The following is an 18,285-nucleotide window of genomic DNA, read 5'->3' on the forward strand; positions in this document are numbered from 1 at the left end:
TGCATCGGAATGAAAAGCGCCACGATCATCGTGGCGTTTTTTCATGAAGAAGCTGCGGCGTTGCAGGCGGCCCATTCAACCACCGCCTGATCGGCGACAGGCGCAAAGGCAGCCACGGTGCAGCCTGCGTCGGCATAGCGATACACTGCCGCCACGCTGCCCGGTCCTGCGCCGGTATGACCGACGGCGCCATCCGCAATCATCAGTCCCGCACCATAGCCGAAATTGCGTGCCGGTCTTCCCGGCAGGCTTTCGCCGAGCGGCGTCTTGCGCAGCATTTCTCCCAGCAGCGGTAGCGGCAGCAAATCTCTGGTTAGCAAACGATCCAGCAGCAAGGCCGCCGCAGCGGGGGACCCCAACAGCAAGCCGTGATAGACCCAGTCCGGATGGTAGCCGTCGGCATTGCCCCAGGCCGATGTGGCAAGATCGTCCGGCGTCGCGGCGATCATTACATTCTGAATGCCGAGCGGCGTCAGCACCAGTTGCTCAAGCGCGTGTTGCAATGACAAGCCGGTGGTGTCTTCGATGAGGCGGCGCACCAGGAAATAACCGGTGTTCGAATAACGCCATCCCGCATCGGGCGCGAACGACAGCGTGTCGGCATCGACGCGCGCCAGCATCTCATCGGGCGGCCATGGCGCATCGCCGCGCGCCACCGCCTGCGCATAAATTTCCATATCGGAATAGTTGGGCACGCCCGCGCTGTGACGCAGAAGTTGCCGCAGCGTGTACGGCTTGCCCGACAGCGGCATGTCGAGCGTCAACTTGCCATCGTGCACCAGCACCAGCGCAGCGGCTGCCAGCACGGTCTTGGTGAAACTCCACCACGGCACCGGCGGCGCATGCAGGTCGCCACGCGCCAGTTTGCCGTCGCGCACGATGGCGACGGCGATGTGTTCAGGAGAAGGAGGAGAGGGGCGCGGTATGCTCATGCGCGCATTTTATGCGAAGTGGTCCGCATGGCGCGTCGTCAGAACCAGTGGTTGGCCTGTTTCAGGTCATTGCGCAATTCGCGGAAGCAGTGATCGGTCCATTCGCTGCGACTGACTTCATTGCGCCGCATCAGCACGATCTTGCGTTTGAGCGTGGGGAAGCGCAGCGGGGCGACATGCAAGGTGTCGTCGCGCAGGTAGCTGGTATACAGGCTCGGCATGATGCCGATGGCGATGCCTGAGCGGACCACGCCGTACAGCGATTCGCTGTGCACCATCTGATAGCGGCGCGATGCCGCCAGGCCGTGCTGCAGCAGCGCGGCGGAAGCGAATTCCCACACGCTGCCCTGCGCGAACATCACGATTTCCTCGCCGGCCATCTGGCGCCAGTGGACCTCCTTCGAGTCGGACAGCGGATGCTTTTTCGACACGATCAGCACCAGCTCATCCTCGAACAGCGTCACCGTATCGAGCGACATCGAATCGGGCGGCTTGATGCCGACGCAAAAATCCAGTTTGCCCGTATGCAACGATGACAGCAGCGCATCGTTGGGCATATCCGACAACAAGATCTCGACGTGCTCGTCGTGTGCTTCGTTATAGCGCGCAATGACGGCGGCGGTCAGCGTCACCGCCGACGGGATCGCGCCGATGCGCACACGATGGCGGCCGGTGCCGATGGCGTGGCGGATATCGTCGAAGGTGTTGGTGGCAGTGTTGAGCAGGTGCTTGGCGTATTCCAGCACCACCGCGCCCTGCGCCGTCAGCGCGATCTGGTGCGTGGTGCGGTCGAAGAGCTTGGTGCCTAGCTGGTTTTCCAGCTGTTTGATGGAGGCGCTCAAGGCCGGCTGAGTCACGGATAACTGTTCCGCCGCCTTGCTGAAACTGTTGGTCCCGGCCAACGTGGCGAAGGCCTGCAGGTGGCGCAGCGTGACCTTGTTGGTGAGCTTGATCATGGCGATGGGGCGCGATTGCGGCGTGGTCGGTGGATGGTCGGCATATCGTTTACAGATTAATCCCGTATCGATTCTGCATGGTTATAAGTTTAATTTATGAAATTATAAATATAAACAAATTATATTATTGTTTGACTTGACCTATTCTCCACTTCGGCAAACAGAATTCAAACGGAGTTGATATCCGGCGCTTACCGGCATCGATGTCCGACTTTACTAATATTTTCCCGGGGGATGGTGATGAAGCAATGGATGATCGGCGCAGTCGCAGTGCCAGCAATGCTGGCTGGCGCTCAGGCGCATGCACAAAGCAAATTGGAAATTTACGGTCTGATTTCCGGCGGCGTCGGCTACCTTACCAACCAGGGCGGTCCGCATAACCTGGAAGCCCTGAGCGGCACCAATCAGAATCCGCGTATCGGCTTCCGCGGCCAGGAAGACCTGGGCGGCGGCTCCAAGGCCATCTTCAATCTGGAGAACGGCTTCAACATGATGACCGGCGCCGCAGCGCAAAACGGTCGCCTGTTCGGCCGCTTGTCGTATGTCGGCCTGAGCAACACCGACCTCGGCACGCTGACGCTGGGTCGCCAGTACGAAGCGGTCAAGGACTATCTCGGCCCGGTCGTGATCGCCAGCAACGGCGTCCACATCGGCGACAACGACAATGGTTACAACAACCTGCGCGCGCAGAATTCGGTCAAGTACATCAGCCCGACCTTCAGCAACTTCAACGTCACTGCGCTGTACGGTTTCGGCGAAGCTGCCGGCGACGCCAGCATCAACCGCGTCATGAGCATCGGCTCTGGCTACAAGAGCGAGCGCTTCAAGTGGGCCGTCGCCTACACCCAGATGGACACCCCCAACAGCGCCAAGAGCCCGGACGGCGCAATGAGCAATGACTACGCCAGTTCGCTGCTGATCTTCAACAAGAGCGCCGTCAACAGCTCGCAAGGCGTGCGCAAGCAGCGCATCGCCGGCACTGGTGGTTTCTACTCGGTCGGTGACACCGATTTCGGCGTGATGTACAGCAACGTCAAGTACGACTATCTGGACAATACCAAGCTGACTTTGCAAAACCTGGACCTGAACTTGGTGAATCACTTCACACAGGCCCTCAATCTGGGCGCATCCTACTTCTACACCGTCGGCAAGTACGACACCATCAACACCAATCCGAAGTGGCATCAGTTCAACTTCCAGGCCGACTACTTCCTGTCCAAGCGCACCGACGTGGCGATCACCTACAGCTACCAGATCGCTGCGGGCGACGCCAAGAACGCCACGATCTTCGGCTTCCCGTCGTCGAGCGACAAGCATCAGGGTGTACTCATGATCGGCATGCGCCACGTCTTTTAAAATCGTAGAAAGCGCTTCGGCCTAAAATGGGCATCGCATCCATGTTTAAAGGAATCTCATTTTGAAAAAAGCACTATTGGCGGGCCTGAATCTGACCCTGCGTCTGACACTGAGTCTGACCTTCAGCGCAGGCCTGCTCAGCCTGACCGCCACGCCTGCCCATGCCGAGAAGCGCACCCTGGTCCTGTCGGCCTATCCGATCGCGCAGCCGCTGTTTACCAAATACGTCTATACGCCGTTCAAGGAAAAATGCGGCTGTGAAATCGTGGTGGAAACCGGCAACAACGCCGACCGCATCGCCAAGCTCGATGCGCGCCGCGACAATCCGGTGGTCGACCTGGTGCTGCTGTCGGACTTCGGCATGCTGGAAGCCGCGCGCAAGGGCCTGATCCAGCCGCTCGACTACGGCAAGCTGAAGAACTACGGCCAGGTCTACAATTTCGCCAAGAACCCGATCGGCGGCAACTTCGCCGTCGGCTACACCATCTATTCGGTCGGCCTGGTGTATCGCACCGACAAGATCAAATCGCTCACCTCCTGGAAAGACCTCTGGCGTGCTGACATGAAAGGCCATCTCTCCCTGCCTGATGTCAGCACGACCCAGGGGCCCCTGACGCTGCAGATGGCGGACATCGCCTGGAACGGCAAGGGCGACGATTTCGCCACCGGCATGCAAAAGATCCTCGAGATCAAGAACAATGTCGTGACCTTCTCCAAGAACAGCGCGCAGTTGTCGTCGCTGTTTGCCCAGGACGAAATCTGGGCGGCGCCGGTGGCGCGCTTCACCTGGGCGCAACTGGCCAAGACCGGGCTGCCGCTCAAGTGGACTATCCCGACCGAAGGCCAGGCCGCCGGCATGAACGTGATGGGCATCGTCAACAAGTCGAAGAACGCCGACCTGGCCTATCAGCTGATCGACTTCTGGCTGTCGAAGGAAGTGCAGACCGCGCTGGCGATGGACCTGGTGGATTCGCCGGTCAACACGCAAGTTGTGCTGCCGAAAGACAAGGCCGAGTTCAACACCTACGGCGCCGACCACATCGCTTCGCTGAAATTCGTCAAGCCGGAAACCCTGCTCAAGCATCGCTCGTCGTGGATGGAGCAGTGGAACAAGGGCATCAGCAAATAAGGTGGCAAGTAAGTTGGCAAGTAAGTTGGCAAGTAAGTTGAAAAATGAGCAGGAAGCAAGCTAGAAAGAAGTAACAAGGATCCTGCCGATGCAGGAAACGCCCGGCGCTCAAGCAGCGCCGGGCTTGTGCATTTGAAGCGATAGAAACAACAGAAGCAGCAGAAGGAAGAGGGAGTCCAGGCCGATGTCGGTGCATCAGAAAAAATGGAACGGCGTCATGCTCGTCATGCCGGCGTTGATCTTCACGGTGGTGTGTTTCCTGCTGCCGGTGCTGGCCTTGCTGCTGGACGCCTTCCGCGTCGACGCGCCGGCGGCGCATTGGGGGCTGGGGCGCTTTGTCGACTTCTTCGCCGAGCCGCTCAACCGCCAGGTGTTCCTGCGCACGCTGCGCATCGCCGCGCTGGTGACGCTGGTGTCGGCGTTGCTGTCCTATCCCGCCGCCCAGGCCATCGTACGTGTCGCTCCGCGCTATCGCGGCATGGTGCTGGGCATGATGATCCTGCCGCTGATGGTGTCGCCGATTGCGCGCACCTACGCCTGGATCGTCCTGTTCGGCCGCAACGGCGCCATCAATTCCATCCTGTTGTCGCTGGGCCTGACGGATGAGCCGCAACGCCTGCTGTTCAGCGAGATGGCGGTGTTCGTCGGCTTGCTGCAATTGCTGTTGCCGCTGATGCTGATGTCGCTGGTGAGCTCGATGGAAAACCTCTCGCGCGACATCACGCTGGCGGCGTCCACGCTCGGCGCCAACGCCTGGCAGGTATTCACCCGCGTGACCCTGCCGCTGACGCAGGAGGGATTGATCGTCGGCGGCACGCTGGTATTTACCGGCTGCGTCACCGCCTACGTGACGCCGGCGTTGCTGGGCGGCCCCAAGGTGCTGATGCTGGAAACGCTGCTGTACCAGAAGGTCAGTGTGGAAAGCGATTTCGGCACCGCCAATGTCATCGCAGTGATCCTGGTGCTCATGACGCTGGCCGTCAACGCCGGATTGAAACGCATCTCGTCGAGCCGGAGCACGGTATGAAAGAAGGATTGTTTTCGCGCGCCATGCTGTGGCTGGTGTTCCTGTTCCTGCTGGGACCGTTCGTCATCGTGTTCCTGGCCGGCTTCAGCGCCGGCGACACGCTGGCGTTTCCGCCGGAATCATATTCCTTGCGCTGGATCGGCGAAGTGCTGGTCGCGGACGAGTTCCAGCGCGCCTTCCGCACCAGCCTGGAAATCGGCCTGCTCGCCACCGTGATCGCGCTGCTGCTGGGCGTACCGGTGGCCTACGCCATGTCGCGCATGCCGCCGCCGGGCATGGGCGCGATCAAGCAGATCCTGACCTCGCCGCTGATCATCCCGGCCATGCTGGTGGGCTTGGGCCTGCTGCGCCATTTCGTGCTGCTGGTGGATGCGCCGGTGTTTCTCGGCCTGCTGATCGGGCACATCGGCTTGCTGACGCCGTACGCCGTGCGCGTGGTCTACGCCAGCCTGGTCAACCTGCGCGTCGACATCGAAGAAGCCGCCATCACGCTCGGTGCATCGCGCCTGCAGACCTTCTTCCTGATCGTGCTGCCGAACATTCGCAGCGCCGTGATCGCCGCCTTCTTCCTGGCGTTCGTAACCTCGTTCAACCAGGTGCCGGTGTCGCTGTTCCTGACCGGACCCGGCATCAGCACCTTGCCGATCGAAATGCTGGGCCATATGGAAAACAGCTTCGATCCCTCCATCGCGGCGTTGTCGACTCTGCTGGTCCTGTTCACCATGGCCTTCGTGCTGGTGACGGAAAAAGTGCTGGGCATTTCAAAATACATGTGAGACACGATGAGCTACCTCGAACTACATCAACTGGCGCTCGGCTACGGCAAGAACAAGACCGCCGTCGAGCAACTGGACCTGGCGGTTGAGCAAGGCGAATTGATTTCGCTGCTCGGCCCCAGCGGCTGCGGCAAGACCACCACCATGCGCGCCATCGCCGGCCTGATCGACCTGCGCGCCGGCAGCATCATGCTGGACGGCCGCGACATCGGCCGCCTGCCGCCCAACAAGCGCAACATCGGCATGGTGTTCCAATCGTATGCGCTGTTTCCGCATCTGAACGTATTCGACAACGTCGCCTTCGGCCTGCGCCTGCGCAAGGTCGATACGGTCACGCTACGCAGCAAGGTCGAGCGCGTTATCGCGGCGGTCGGCCTGAGCGGCTTCGAGACGCGGCTGCCGGCGCAGATGTCGGGCGGCCAGCAACAGCGCGTGGCGCTGGCGCGCGCCATCGTGATCGAACCGAAACTGCTGCTGCTGGACGAGCCGCTCTCCAACCTCGACGCCAAGCTGCGCGTGCAGATGCGCGCCGAGCTGCGCCGCATCCAGCGCGAACTGGGCATCACCATGCTGTACGTGACGCATGACCAGGAAGAAGCGCTGGCGCTGTCGGACCGTATCGTCGTCATGAACGGCGGCAAGATCGAGCAGCTGGACGTCCCCGAGAATCTCTTCAGCGCGCCGCGCACGCGCTTCGTCGCCAACTTCATGGGCTTCGAAAACCTGTTCGATTATCGCGACGGTTTCCTGCATGGTGAAGGCGGCAAGCTGCCGTTCGCCGTGGCGCCGCCGGAACGCACCGTGTGCGCCGGCTGGCGTCCGGAACGCGTGACGGTGGGCTCCGGTCCCTACCGCGGCACGGTGCTGTCGCGCGGTTTCCTCGGCGATGCGGTGGAGTACCTGCTGCAGACGCCGGTCGGGCCGGTCAAGGGCATGGCCGCTGCGAGCGCCGCGCGCTGGCGCGAGGGCGACAGCGTCGACTTCGCCATGCCGGCCGGCGAGGCCTTGCTGTTGCAAGCCTGATGCCACTTGTCACTTCATAAAAATAACCAGCAAGCAAACACATCATGCAAAAAATATGGCTCGATACCGACCCCGGATTTGACGACTGGCTGGCCATGCTGCTGCTGTCGGCCAACCTCGACGTCGAATGGCTGGGCGTCTCGGTGGTGGCCGGCAATGCACCGCTGTCGGTGACCTACGACAACGCCCTGCGCATCCGCAAGCACTATCACCTGGAAGTGCCGGTGTACGCCGGCTGCGAGGCGCCGCTCAACGGCGCCGTGGAAACCGCACAGTGCATCCTCGGCGCCGACGGCATGGCCACCACCGGCGAGCCGTTGCCGACGGTGGATATCGGCCAGGTTGAACGCGAACAGGAGCAGCAACAAAAGCGCAGCCCGCTGCCGCACGCCGTCGACGCGCTGATCGAAGCGGTGCGCCGGCATCCGGGCCAGCTCACGCTGATGTGCATCGCGCCGCTGACCAACATCGCCACCGCCTTGCAACGCGCGCCCGACATCGCCGCGCAGATCAGGGAAATCATCCTCATGGGCGGTTCGGCCGACCAGGGCAATCACACCGCGGCGGCGGAGTTCAACATCTACGCCGATCCGGAAGCCGCCGACATCGTCTTCAACGCCGGCGTGCCGCTGCGCATGTTCGGCCTCAACCTGTGCCGCCAGTTGCTGGTGACGACAACCGAAGTGCAGCAGGTGCGCGCGCTCGGCACCCTGCGCGCCAAATGGCTGGCCGGCTATTTCGAAGCCTACCTGCGCATCCGCAGTCCGGACGGTTCGGTGCCGATGCCGATGTACGACCCGGCGGTGGCGATTTACCTGCGCCGTCCCGAGCTGTTCAGCTTCAAGCCTGCACGCGTGGATATCGAACTGCAGGGCAAGCTGACGCGCGGCATGACCGTGTGCGAGTTCCGCGTGCCGCGTCGCGCCACCGCCAACGTCGAAGTCGCCATGACGGTCGATGGCGAGCGCGCCATGGCCTGCATGATGCAGGAACTGTTGGGCACGCTGTAGTCACCAATCGACCTTCGCTGCATTGCCGCTACGGGGATGGCGGCATTCGCTTTTTTGCTTATGAATATGGATGTACGCTTTATGAGAACCATGGATGCTTCCGCCGCCGCCACTGCTGCAGGTCCTGTCGTTGCCGGGCATGATCATGCTTGATACTGACATCGACACGGCCGGTCCGCTGAATCTTGAACAATTCGTGCGCGCGTTGCCCAAGATGGAATTGCATTGCCATTTGTTCGGCGCGGTGCGCCGCCAGACCTTCGTCGATCTGTCCGTCAAGGCCGGCAACCGCGTCTCGCATGACGAAATCGAGGCCTTCTATACGCGCGGCGAAAAGCCGGTCGGCGTGCTGCGCGTGCTGCGCGCGTTGGATGCCCATCTGATCCAGGGACCGTCGGACCTGCATCGCATCACCTACGAATATCTCGAAGACGTGCATCGCCACGGCGTGCGCTACACCGAGTTCTTCTGGAATCCGACCGGCACCGTGCGCGTCTCCGGCATCAGCTACGCCTCGGCGCAGGCCGCCATCGTGCTGGCGATCCGCGACGCCTTGCGCGACTTCGGCGTGATCGGCCGGCTGATCCCCAGCATTGACCGCGAAGCCAGCCCCGATGAAGCGGTGGCCATGGTCGAATGGATGTGTGCGCATCGCCAGCCGGAAGTGATCGGCATCGGCATGGATTACCGCGAGAACGACCGGCCGCCGGAATTGTTCTGGAAAGCCTATCGCGACGCCCGTGCGGCAGGCTTCCGCACCACCGCCCACGCCGGCGAATTCGGCATGCCGTGGATGAACGTGGAAAGCGCGATCGACCTGCTCAAGGTAGACCGCGTCGATCACGGCTACACGGTGGTCGACAGTCCGGCCTTCCTGCAGAAGTGTAAAGAGCGCGACATGATCTTTACCGTGGTGCCCACCAATTCCTACTACCTGCGTACGCTGGAGCCGGCGCGCTGGGCGCTGGATCATCCGATCCGCGCGATGGTGCGCGCCGGCCTGCGGGTGCATCCGAATACCGACGATCCGACGCTGCACCTGGTGACGCCGACACGCGCCTGGCTGATGATGATGGAGTTCGGCTTCGGCATCGACGACATGCACGGCTTCATGCTCAACGGTCTCGATGCCGCCTGGATAGACGACGACCTGCGCCGGCAATGGCGGCTGGAATGGAGCGCCGCGTTCGAATCCCTGCGCGGCCGCCTGGTCATGTAACGGAGATGCCATTACCCAATAAAAAGCCGCGCCCTGTGACAGGCGCGGCTTTTCTTTTTTAAGCCTCGGTGGGCGGCTGAATCAATGCATCAGCAGCACGATGAGGATGATGATGGGAATCGGGATTCCCAACAACCAAAGCAGTATGGCTCCCATGCTGATCTCCTTAGGTCAAAGTAACGGATTCGTGGGTGTCGCGAAGCGTGTCGCGATTGCCGACGGTAGGTTCCACCGCCGTGTACACCACACGGTCCTTGCGGTCACGCAGACGACCGCCGAAAGTTGCCGCCAGGCTGGCGATGAACGCACCGCACAGCAGCGCCACGAACATCCACAGCGAACCATAAGCTGCTGCCTTGCGAGCCGTATCGGCAGCTTCCTTGGTCTTGGTGGTGGCGTCGTCGATGGCCTTCTTGTAAGCGGCATAGGTGTCGTCGACGCGTTTTTCCGCATCGGCTTGGCTGATCCCGCTACGCTTGGCGATCACTTGCGCAACATAGGTCTTGTCGGCGGCCGGCAGCGCGCCGGTGCGCAGCGCATTGGCGAAAATGCGCGTCACTTCGTTACGTTGTGCAGGCGCCAGTGGCGGGCTGTCAGGAGCACCGTTGGCAAGCGGCGCAACCGGAGCTGCATCGGCTGATGCCGGTGCACCGGTTTGCGAGCCTGCAGCAGGAGCGCGGAACAGCGTGTCGATGAAGTAGCCCGACGCAGCATCGGCAGTATTGCCATCCGCTGCTGCAACACCACCGGCAGCAGCTGTAGCGCCGGTAGCCACTACTGCCGCACCGGCCGAACCGGCCACTTTGGCGCCGCTCGATATCACGCTGCCGATGGCGGTGCTGAGCAACGCTGCCGTCGCCAGCGATGCCACTGCCCAGGCCAGGAAGCCGTGCGCGGTGTCGCGGAAATACACTTCATCAGTGTGTACGCTGGCCCATTTCACGCGCAAGCGTCCGGCCATGTAACCACCGATGGCCGATGCGGCGATTTGCGTGAAGGTGATCCACGCTACCGTCGACCAGCCTATGGTCTGCGCGCTGAGGCCGCTGCCGGACCACGGCGAGACCGAAGAAAATCCCAGGCCGAAGCCAAGGATCACCAGGATGAAGGACAACGCCGCCGCGGCGAACGCACCCGCAAGGATCGCTCCCCACGAAACGCCGGACGCGACGCTGTCGTCCCCACCAACTGCATGTGCATGCAGGCTACTATTAATCATGTTTTTCTCCTCGAGAGTGTTCTTGTCACGAGAGCAAATGTAACCAGAGCAGCGGTCGCCAACCATAGGACGATCTCGTCACCTTTCGTAGGATTTGCGGCAGACCAGAGGGTGGCCGACGCCACAAGCGGGCATCCGCTGACAGCGATTGTGTTGCGTCCTGATTACAGTAGAAGCTTTCCATCATCCTTTGTGGAGTGGCATGAGCGACATGGTCGTAGTGCGCAAGGAAGGCTTGTACTGCGTTCCCGGTGATTTCTATATTGACCCGTGGCGTCCGGTGGAGCGCGCGGTGATCACGCATGCCCACGCGGACCACGCGCGCACCGGTCACGGCCACTATCTGGCGACGGCCGACGGCGCCGGCATCCTGCGTGCGCGCCTCGGCGAGATTCGCCTGGACGCCTTGCGCTACGGCGAATCGATCACCCATAACGGCGTCGCCCTCTCGCTGCATCCTGCCGGCCACGTGCTCGGCTCGGCGCAGCTGCGCATGGAATACCGCGGCGAAGTCTGGGTCGCCTCGGGCGACTACAAGCTGGAGCAGGACGGCACCTGTGCGCCGTTCGAGAGCGTGCGCTGCGACACCTTCATTACCGAATCAACCTTCGGCATGCCGATCTATCGCTGGCAGCCGCAAGCGGAAATCTTCGACGACATCAACGCCTGGTGGCGCCGCAATGCAGACGAAGGGCGCACCAGCGTGCTGTTCTGCTACGCCTTCGGCAAGGCCCAGCGCATCCTGCACGGGCTCGATCCGACCATCGGCAGCATCGTCTGCCACGGCGCGGTGACGCCGCTCAATGCGCTCTACCGGGAAGCCGGTGTGGCCTTGCCGCCGACGCTGGCGGTCAGTGACGTGGAAGACAAATCCGTGTTGCGGCAGGCGCTGGTGCTGGCGCCGCCGTCAGCCGCCGGGTCGCCATGGATGCGACGCTTCGGCGACTACAGCGATGCCTTCGCCAGCGGCTGGATGCGCTTGCGCGGATCGCGCCGGCGACGCGGCGTCGATCGCGGTTTCATCCTGTCCGATCACGCCGACTGGCCCGGGCTGCTCAGCGCCATTACCGCCACGGGCGCACCGCGCATCATCGTCACGCACGGACAGATTCCGATAATGGTGCGCTGGCTGCAACAGAACGGCCTCGACGCCGGCGCCTTCGATACCGAATACGGCGGCGAGGAAGAGGTGGAAGCCGACAAAAATACCCCAGTGGAAGGCTCGCCAGATCATGCGTGATTTCGCCCACCTCTACGCCGGGCTGGACGCCACCACCGCGACCAATCGCAAGCTGGAAGCGCTGCAAGCCTACTTTCGTCGCGCCGGTGCAGCGGACGCCGCCTGGGCGGTGTATTTCCTGGCCGGCGGCAAGCCGCGCCAGGCGGTGCCGACCAAGCTGCTGCGCCACTGCGCGATCCAGTACGCGCAGCTCGACGAATGGTTGTTCGACGAGTGCTATCAAGCCGTCGGCGACCTGGCCGAAACCATCGCCCACATCCTGCCGCCCGCCACCCGCGACGACGATCTCGGCCTGAGCCTGTGGATGGAGCAACGGGTCTCGCCCTTGCGTGGCGCCGATGCCGAGACCGTGCGCGCGGCGCTGTTCTCGTACTGGGACGTGCTGGACTGGCAAGGCCGTTTCCTGCTCAGCAAGCTGATCGGCGGCGGCTTCCGTGTCGGCGTCTCGAAGCTGTTGGTCACGCGCGCATTGGCCGTGGTTGCCGAGGTCGACGCCAACACGATCGCGCAGCGTTTGGTCGGCTGGACCGACCGCAGCACGCGCCCGACCGCGGAAGGCTTCGCAGAACTGATTGCACCGCCGTCCGAAGCCGATCGCCAGCGTCGCGGCGGCCAGCCGTATCCCTTCTTTCTTGCGCATCCGCTGCTGGCCGATCCCGCCATGCTGGGCGACCTCAGCGACTGGCAAGTCGAATGGAAGTACGACGGCATCCGTGCGCAACTGGTGCATCGCGAAGGACGCAGCTGGTTATGGTCGCGCGGCGAAGAGCTGATCACCGAACGTTTTCCGGAACTGGCGCAGTTGCCGCTGCCGGACGGCGTCGTCATCGATGGCGAGATCGTGATCCGGCGCGGCGAGGGGGCCAATGGCGTGATTGCCCCGTTCGCGGACCTGCAAAAGCGCATCGGCCGCAAGACGCTGTCGGCCAAAATGCTGGCCGAGTTTCCGGCGGCGCTGATCGCCTACGACCTGCTTGAACTGGATGGCGAAGATCTGCGCGGCAGGCCGCAGCAGGAACGGCGCGCGCTGCTGGAAAAGCTCGCAGAAACCATTCCGGCGCTGACCCTGGCTCCCGTGATCGACCTGGCCGAAGCCGCCGACTGGAGCGCGCTGGCGACGCTGCGTGAAAGCTCGCGCGCCCGCGGCGTCGAAGGCATGATGCTCAAGGCGAAGTCGGCGCACTACGGCATCGGCCGAACCAAGAACGTCGGCACCTGGTGGAAGTGGAAGATCGATCCCTATTCGGTCGACGCCGTGCTGATCTATGCGCAGGCCGGCCACGGCCGGCGCGCGTCGCTGTACACCGATTACACCTTCGCCGTGTGGGCCGCCGAAGACGCGGCCGGAGAACGCAGGCTGGTGCCGTTCGCCAAGGCCTATTCCGGCTTGACCGATGCCGAGATCGCGCGCGTCGACCGCATCATCCGCAGCAGCACCGTCGAGAAGTTCGGCCCGGTGCGCAGCGTCAAACCGAGCATGGTGTTTGAAATCGGCTTCGAAGGCATCGCCGCCTCGCCGCGCCACAAGGCCGGCATCGCGGTGCGCTTCCCGCGCATCCTGCGCATCCGCGACGACAAACCGATCGCCGAGGCCGACAGCCTGTCGACCTTGCAAGCCTTGCTCAGTGAAGCGGAAGGACAGGATGCTGCGCGCACGGACTGAGGACAGTGGCGGCGATGTCCCACACGTCGCCGCGAGATCACGCAGCACGCCGGTGGAGCGCTGGTTCGCTGCGCAGGGCTGGAAGATCTTCGCCTTCCAGCGCGACACCTGGCAAGCCGCCGTGCGCGGCGAGTCGGGCCTGCTGCATGCGAGCACCGGATCCGGCAAGACCTACGCGGTCTGGTTTGCAGCATTGCAACATACCGTGCCGGCGCTGGCCAAGGCCGGTCCTTTGCCTGCCATCGCCGCTCCATTAACCAGCACAAAGCGCCCCAAGGCAATCAACCAGACCGGCCTGCGCATCCTCTGGATCACGCCGATGCGCGCGCTCGCGGCCGACACCGCACGCGCGCTGGAAGCGCCGCTCACCGCCTTGCTGCCGACATGGACCATCGGCAGCCGCACCGGTGACACCACCGGCAGCGAACGCGCACGCCAGCTGCGCAGCTTGCCGAGCACCCTGATCACCACGCCCGAGAGCCTGTCGTTGCTGCTGAGCCAGGACGACGCGGCGACGCGCTTCAGCAAGCTCGACGCCATCATCGTCGACGAATGGCACGAGCTCATGGGCAGCAAGCGCGGCGTGCAGACGCAACTGGCGCTGGCGCGTCTGCGCCGCTGGCGTCCCGACCTGATGGTGTGGGGCTTGTCGGCCACGCTGGGCAACCTGCAGCAATCGAAGGATGCCTTGCTGGGAGACGGGCGCGGCGTGCTGGTGCAGGGCAAGACACGCAAGAAGATCGTGGTCGATACGCTGATTCCGGAGCATCCCTCGCGCTTCGCCTGGGCGGGCCATCTCGGCCTGCAGATGTTACCGGCGGTTGTCGCCGAGATCGACCGCCACGCCAGCACATTGGTGTTTACCAACACGCGCTCGCAAGCCGAGCTGTGGTATCAGAATCTGCTGGCGGCGCGACCGGACTGGGCCGGCCTGATTGCGCTGCATCATGGTTCGCTGGACCGCGAAGTGCGCGAATGGGTGGAACTGGCGATCAAGAACGGGCAACTCAAGGCGGTGGTCTGCACGTCCAGCCTCGACCTCGGCGTCGACTTCGCGCCGGTCGAGCGGGTGCTGCAGATCGGCAGCGCGCGCGGCGTTGCGCGCCTGTTGCAACGCGCCGGCCGCAGCGGCCACTCGCCCGGCCGGGTGTCGCGCGTGACGCTGGTGCCGACCAATACGCTGGAATTGCTGGAAGCCGCCGGCGCGCGCCATGCCGTTGCCGCCGGGCAGGTGGAACAGAGGCCGGTGCCGGAGACGCCGCTCGACGTGCTGGTCCAGCACCTGGTGACGATCGCGCTGGGCGGCGGCTTCCGTTCGCAGGAGCTGTTCGACGAAGTGCGCACGGCTTATTCCTACCGCGCCCTGCGCCCGGACCAGTGGCAATGGGCACTGGATTTCGTCGCGCGCGGCGGGCAGAGCCTGATCGCCTATCCGGAATATCAACGCGTGGTGCCCGATGCCGATGGCGTGTATCGCGTGCCGGATGCGGCGATTGCGCGCCGCCATCGCATGAGCATCGGCACCATCGTTTCCGACGCCAGCATGCAGGTGCAATACCTGCGCGGCGCGCGCATCGGTACCATCGAGGAAGGCTTCATCGCGCGTTTGCGCGCGGGCGACCGTTTCCTGTTCGGCGGCCGCATGCTGGAATTCGTGCGCGTGCATGAAATGACCGCCTACGTGCGCCGCGCCACCAGTGGTTCAGGTGCGGTGCCGCGTTGGCAGGGCGGACGCATGCCGCTGTCGTCGACGCTGGCGCATGCGGTGCTTGATTGCCTGGAGGAGGCCGCGCACGACGATTACTCCGGTGCCGAAATGCAGGCGGTGAAACCCTTGCTGGCCTTGCAGCAGCAATGGTCGGCCTTGCCCACCGCCCGCAAGCTGGTAGTCGAACATCTGCACAGCCGCGAAGGCCATCATTTGTTTTTTTACCCCTTCGCCGGACGGCTGGTGCATGTGGGTCTGGCCGCATTGATTTCTTATCGGCTGGCGCAACGGCGCGCGGCGACGTTTTCGATTGCGGTCAACGATTATGGTTTTGAATTGCTGAGCGCGACGCCGGTCGACCTCGCTGAAATCTTTCCTGCCTCCGACATGGGCGGCGCTTTATTCTCGTCGGAGCATCTGCTGGAAGACGTCATCGCCAGCCTCAACGCCACCGAACTGACGCAACGGCGCTTCCGTGAAATCGCGCGCATCTCCGGCCTGGTGTTCCAGGGTTTTCCCGGCCAGCCGAAGAGCACGCGTCAGCTGCAGGCATCGGCCAGCCTGTTCTTTGAAGTGTTCCGCAAGCACGACGCCGGCAACCTGCTGTTGACGCAAGCGCAGACCGAAGTACTGGAGCAGGAACTGGAATTGCAGCGCCTGCGCGAGACGCTGGAAGAATTGCGCGGGCGCTGCCTGCAGGTCTGCAGCATCACGCGTGCGACGCCGTTCGGATTTCCGCTGATGGTGGAACGCTTCCGTGAAAAGCTGTCGACCGAAAAGCTCAGCGACCGCGTGGCGCGCATGCTGCAGGAACTGGAAAAGGCGGCCGCGCGATGACGGCAGAAAAAGTCAATAGTGCGCTGGACATTAGCGTGCTCGGCGAACAATTGAGCTTGCTGCCACAACGCGCCCTGCTGTGGCGCGCGCGCAAGATGCTGATCGTGGCGGACATCCATTTCGGCAAGGCGGCCGCCTTTCGCGCGGGCGGGATTCCGGTGCCGCACGGCACCACGCGCGCCAACCTGGACGCGCTCGATGCCCTGATCGCAACGCATGGGATCGGGCACATCCTGTTCCTCGGCGATTTCCTGCACGCCAAAACTGCGCGTGCGCCGGCGACCTTGCTGGCCTTGCAGCGCTGGCGAGAAAGTCATCCGGATTTGCAGCTGACATTGGTGCGCGGCAATCACGATCGCCATGCCGGCGATCCGCCGCCACAGCTGGCAGTGGACGTTGTCGATGAGCCGTGGCGCGTCGGGCCGCTGGCGCTGTGCCATCACCCGCAAGAACTGATCGGCGCGTATGTACTGGCGGGGCACGTCCATCCTGTGGTGCGGCTGTCGGTGGGGCGTGATTCGCTGCGGCTGCCGTGTTTCGTCTTTGGCGCGGCACAGGCGACGCTGCCTGCATTCGGCGCGTTCACCGGCGGGTATGAAGTCAGCGCAAGGCAAGACGAACAACTGTTCGTCTGCACCGATGACCGCGTGTTTGCTTATCCGCGCACGGCTTGAGGAAGATCAGCCCCGCAGCACCGAGCTGAACTTGCGCGTCGCGTGCAGCCCGGGCGCAGAGTGATGCGCACCGGGCGACAGGGCTTCAATCAGCGTTGCGGGGTTGCTGATCGCTACAGAACCTGTGGCACTTGTGTCGGCGCCTACCAGGCGCATTCCGGTCCGGCCGTTGGCGGCGGCTTCGCGTGTTGCACGCACACGGGCCGCAGCGCGGAAAGTCATGCCGCGGCTGTTGCCGTCGGCGCGCGTGATCCAGTCGCGCAGCAGCTGCAGTTCGCGCGGGCTGAAGACGCCGAACATCTCTGCACCGGCGCCGCTGATCAATCGCCAGAAGCGGCTTTCCTCGGGATCGCTGCCGCGCTTGATCCATCCGGCGTTTTCCAGTTCAAGTAGAAACCGTCCTGCATCTTCGGGATTGTCCAGCCATTCGTTGACCGTCTTGCCGGCAAAGCGGCAATAGTCCGAATGCATGTTGCGGCCGACTGCCGCCTTCTTTTGCAAGGCCGCAATCAACGCACGCTCGGGATCGAAGTCGGCGATCACTGAAGTGGTGCTCATGCCGAGATCGTTGAGACGATAGCCGTCGCGTACGCGGCGATAGAACTCGGCCGGATTATCCTGTTGCGCAGCAATGTCCGCCACCGCCTGGGCCGCCTTGTGGGCATGGCCGGTGGCGGCGTTGTCGATGGTCACGTGCAGCGTGAAGTAATACGGATCGATGCCGAGCTCATTGAGTTCGTAGGCGCTGATCAGCAAATGCAGCGGCAGTTGCTCGTAGCCCAGGTTGTAGCCGATCACTTCCGGCAGGAAGCGCCCGGTCTGGTAACCCAGCGCCAGCTGGATCGCACCTTGCACGAAATGCGCATCGGACAGATTGTGCCAGTCGTCGCAATCGTGGGTCGCCAGCAGTTTCTTGTACAGCGTGACGTGATTCATGGCCGGATCGCCGTCGCCGAGCTCTTCCAGATAGGTCAGGATCAACGGACGGAAATCCGGATCTTCCCAATACGGCAGTGTGCCGTACAGCCACGAGCCGTCGACCAGCTTGGTCGGCGCCACGGCGCGGATGAAGTTGAGCGCATGCGAGCGCGTCGCGAAATAGCGGCGTGGTGCGCCATCCTTGCGCGCCGCCAGATAGTCGGCGTACTGCTCGCCTACACTGGCAACGCGTCCGGTGACCCAAGCCTGCAAGTCGTCAGGCGAAGCCGGCAGGTCACAGGGCAAATCCTGCGCCTGTGCCAGTTGCGCCTGCAAATAGCGCGCGCCGTCTTCGCGTGCTGCGCGCGACGGCTGCGGCGCCGACAGCGCGCGGTATAGCACGGCGGCGCTCGTTGTATGAACGGGTTCGTTTTGCGCCGATCGGGCGCGTGCAAAAGAAGTTGCTGCGGTGGAAGCCATGATGCCTCGGTGCAAAAAGGGGGACAGGTTTCATCTTCGCGCAGCGTGCGGTTTGAGGTAATAGGCCGATCACGCAGTTTGAAGTCGGACGAGACCTGATACCGGCGTCATCCGTGCC

Annotated in this window: 15 protein-coding genes; 11 read left to right on the top strand and 4 right to left on the bottom strand. The window is 63.2% G+C overall.

The genetic code is table 11. The features are described 5' to 3' along the window. Window positions 1-41: 41 nt before the first annotated feature. Entirely contained in the window at window positions 42-932 is an 891-nt protein-coding gene (locus tag E4P32_RS08580) for a serine hydrolase domain-containing protein (RefSeq protein ID WP_116434575.1), read from the bottom strand. A gap of 38 nt (window positions 933-970) precedes the next feature. Next, a complete protein-coding gene (locus E4P32_RS08585; RefSeq protein WP_116434574.1) occupies window positions 971-1,888 on the bottom strand; it encodes a LysR family transcriptional regulator in 918 nt (305 codons plus the stop codon). Between the two features lie 252 nt (window positions 1,889-2,140). Here E4P32_RS08585 and E4P32_RS08590 point away from each other — a divergent pair, with 252 nt between their 5' ends. From E4P32_RS08590 to E4P32_RS08620, 7 genes are all read left to right on the top strand, one after another. Continuing rightward, a complete protein-coding gene (locus E4P32_RS08590) occupies window positions 2,141-3,244 on the top strand; it encodes a porin (RefSeq protein WP_116434674.1) in 1,104 nt (367 codons plus the stop codon). Between the two features lie 97 nt (window positions 3,245-3,341). Then, window positions 3,342-4,373, top strand: a complete 1,032-nt coding sequence (locus tag E4P32_RS08595; RefSeq protein ID WP_199525639.1) for an ABC transporter substrate-binding protein — start codon at window positions 3,342-3,344, stop codon at window positions 4,371-4,373. A 217-nt stretch (window positions 4,374-4,590) separates the two neighbouring features. Further along, window positions 4,591-5,400: an ABC transporter permease gene (locus E4P32_RS08600; protein ID WP_199525633.1), complete on the top strand. Its 810-nt coding sequence runs from the start codon at window positions 4,591-4,593 to the stop codon at window positions 5,398-5,400. Then, complete coding sequence (locus E4P32_RS08605; protein ID WP_116434571.1) at window positions 5,397-6,176, top strand: ABC transporter permease; 780 nt, start codon at window positions 5,397-5,399, stop codon at window positions 6,174-6,176. Before E4P32_RS08600 ends, E4P32_RS08605 begins: the two co-directional genes overlap by 4 nt. A gap of 6 nt (window positions 6,177-6,182) precedes the next feature. Further along, window positions 6,183-7,199, top strand: coding sequence for an ABC transporter ATP-binding protein (locus E4P32_RS08610; protein ID WP_116434570.1), 1,017 nt, complete (start codon window positions 6,183-6,185; stop codon window positions 7,197-7,199). A 44-nt stretch (window positions 7,200-7,243) separates the two neighbouring features. Then, window positions 7,244-8,209: a nucleoside hydrolase gene (locus tag E4P32_RS08615; protein WP_116434569.1), complete on the top strand. Its 966-nt coding sequence runs from the start codon at window positions 7,244-7,246 to the stop codon at window positions 8,207-8,209. Window positions 8,210-8,348: 139 nt separating this feature from the next. Then, window positions 8,349-9,428 (top strand): adenosine deaminase, encoded by a 1,080-nt coding sequence (locus tag E4P32_RS08620; protein ID WP_116434673.1) that lies wholly within the window; start codon window positions 8,349-8,351, stop codon window positions 9,426-9,428. 166 nt (window positions 9,429-9,594) lie between these two features. On the opposite strand, the gene E4P32_RS08625 is transcribed toward E4P32_RS08620, so the two are convergent. After that, the gene (locus E4P32_RS08625; protein ID WP_116434568.1) at window positions 9,595-10,647 is read right to left on the bottom strand and encodes a hypothetical protein; all 1,053 of its coding nucleotides are present in this window, start codon (window positions 10,645-10,647) and stop codon (window positions 9,595-9,597) included. 202 nt (window positions 10,648-10,849) lie between these two features. Between E4P32_RS08625 and E4P32_RS08630 the strand changes: the two genes are divergently transcribed. Genes E4P32_RS08630 through pdeM form a run of 4 tightly spaced genes read left to right on the top strand, consistent with a single transcriptional unit; the run spans window position 10,850 to window position 16,769 of the window. After that, window positions 10,850-11,887: a ligase-associated DNA damage response exonuclease gene (locus E4P32_RS08630; protein ID WP_116434567.1), complete on the top strand. Its 1,038-nt coding sequence runs from the start codon at window positions 10,850-10,852 to the stop codon at window positions 11,885-11,887. Continuing rightward, complete coding sequence (locus tag E4P32_RS08635; protein WP_116434566.1) at window positions 11,880-13,550, top strand: ATP-dependent DNA ligase; 1,671 nt, start codon at window positions 11,880-11,882, stop codon at window positions 13,548-13,550. Before E4P32_RS08630 ends, E4P32_RS08635 begins: the two co-directional genes overlap by 8 nt. Next, the gene (locus E4P32_RS08640) at window positions 13,531-16,095 is read left to right on the top strand and encodes a ligase-associated DNA damage response DEXH box helicase (RefSeq protein ID WP_233526649.1); all 2,565 of its coding nucleotides are present in this window, start codon (window positions 13,531-13,533) and stop codon (window positions 16,093-16,095) included. The genes E4P32_RS08635 and E4P32_RS08640 overlap by 20 nt, the downstream gene beginning before the upstream one ends. Further along, window positions 16,092-16,769, top strand: coding sequence for a ligase-associated DNA damage response endonuclease PdeM (pdeM, locus tag E4P32_RS08645; RefSeq protein WP_116434565.1), 678 nt, complete (start codon window positions 16,092-16,094; stop codon window positions 16,767-16,769). Before E4P32_RS08640 ends, pdeM begins: the two co-directional genes overlap by 4 nt. Window positions 16,770-16,775: 6 nt before the next feature. On the opposite strand, the gene E4P32_RS08650 is transcribed toward pdeM, so the two are convergent. Continuing rightward, entirely contained in the window at window positions 16,776-18,167 is a 1,392-nt protein-coding gene (locus E4P32_RS08650; protein WP_116434564.1) for an iron-containing redox enzyme family protein, read from the bottom strand. Between the last annotated feature and the right edge of the window lie 118 nt (window positions 18,168-18,285).

Origin of the sequence: Herbaspirillum sp. 3R11, assembly GCF_004563925.1 — a bacterium.
In the GTDB taxonomy this organism is placed as follows: domain Bacteria; phylum Pseudomonadota; class Gammaproteobacteria; order Burkholderiales; family Burkholderiaceae_D; genus Herbaspirillum.